Source organism: Oceanobacillus luteolus (assembly GCF_042678205.1).
Taxonomy (GTDB): Bacteria; Bacillota; Bacilli; order Bacillales; family Amphibacillaceae; genus Oceanobacillus; species Oceanobacillus luteolus.
The window spans coordinates 1-1,442 of the sequence record NZ_JBHUDE010000010.1 but is presented as its reverse complement, the minus strand read 5'-3'; the positions used below and the strand labels follow the sequence as shown (position 1 = coordinate 1,442).

The following is a 1,442-nucleotide window of genomic DNA, read 5'->3' as shown; positions in this document are numbered from 1 at the left end:
TGGATCTACGTCAATATTTAGGACACATTTAAGTTAGTTTTTTGGTTGTGCTTTGAAGCTTATTTGAATAGATATGTGAAGGCTTGACATGGAGCCTCTGTGTGCGTGGTGATTTGCGAAAGACGAAAGGTTAGTAAATAGACCTTTCGCAAGGTGAAAGCCTACCACGCCCACCTCTCCAAGTAAAGCCGTGCTCTTATGTTAATTGGTGCAATTATGCTGCTTGATGGAGCGCTAAATCTTCCATCTCTTGTGGCGTTAGATAGTTGATACTGCCGTGTATTCTTTTGCGGTTATACCAGCCTTCAATATATTTAAATAACTCTACTCGCGCAGCGTTAAAATCTAAGTATTGTACGTGGTTTACTTCTTCTTTCTTTAAGATCGCATGAAAAGACTCGATACAAGCATTGTCATAGGGACTGCCTTTATGACTGAAGGAATGTGTCATCTTGTAGTCCTGAATCTTTTCTGTGAAGGCATCACTTGTATATTGTGAACCCAAATCAGAATGGAAGATAACGCCATCATTAGGTTTCTGTGTGACATAAGCGTTTTCTAAAGCTTTTTCTACCAATTCAGTCGTCATCGAACGTCCAAATGAATACCCAATAACCTTTCTTGAATGCAAGTCTAATACAGATGCAAGGTAACACCAGCCATCACGAAGCGTATGAATATACGTGATATCGCCAACCCATTTTTGGTTAATCGCTGTCGTTGTAAAGTCTCTTTTAAGAATGTTTTCTCGCTCTTCCACTTTCTCTTTACTAGGTGTCGGCCGAAACTTCTTAACGATGATCGATTGGATTCCAGCTTTTTTCATCAAGCGTTGAACCCGATTTATACTGATCTTGTGGCCCTGTTTTACAAGGATTTCATGAATCTTAGGTGCACCATATCGTTTCTTACTATCTTCATGAATCTGTATGATCTTTTCTGTGAATTCACGACGCTCACGATCACGGTCTGATTCTGTTTTATGCAGCGATTGGTAGTACGTACTTTTAGGTATATCAAGGGTTTCACACATCGTGCGAATGGGATAATCATCTTTATGTTCTGTAATAAATTCAGTTAGTTCTGTGTCATTTACTTTCGAGCGAATATGGCCATAGCCTTTTTTAGGATTTCAAGCTCCTGTTTCAAGCGAAGGTTCTCTTTTTGAATGGCGTCTACATCTTTTGGGTTAATCTCCTTACCCTCCGTCCCTTCAATCGGGGTTAAGTCTTTAATCCATTTATAAATGGTTACATCAGATACGCCATACTCGCTACTTAAATCTTTTACAGAACTTCCAGAATGATAAAGATCGACAATCATTTTACGGAAATCATCATTATATCGTTTACCGTTATTTCTTGTATTCATCGGACACATCCTCCTTGAAATTCATTGTATAAATTTAACTTAGATGTGTCCATGAAACTATACTAGCATCA

Annotated in this window: 1 protein-coding gene; it reads right to left on the bottom strand. The window is 38.6% G+C overall.

Features of this window, described 5'->3' with window-relative positions:
* Positions 1–214: 214 nt before the first annotated feature.
* Positions 215–1,371, bottom strand: a protein-coding gene (locus tag ACFSBH_RS03245; RefSeq protein WP_149476521.1) for an IS3 family transposase whose coding sequence is annotated in 2 segments (ribosomal slippage) — positions 215–1,128 and positions 1,128–1,371 — 1,158 coding nt in all. Because the reading frame shifts where the segments join, the coding sequence is not laid out codon by codon here.
* Between the last annotated feature and the right edge of the window lie 71 nt (positions 1,372–1,442).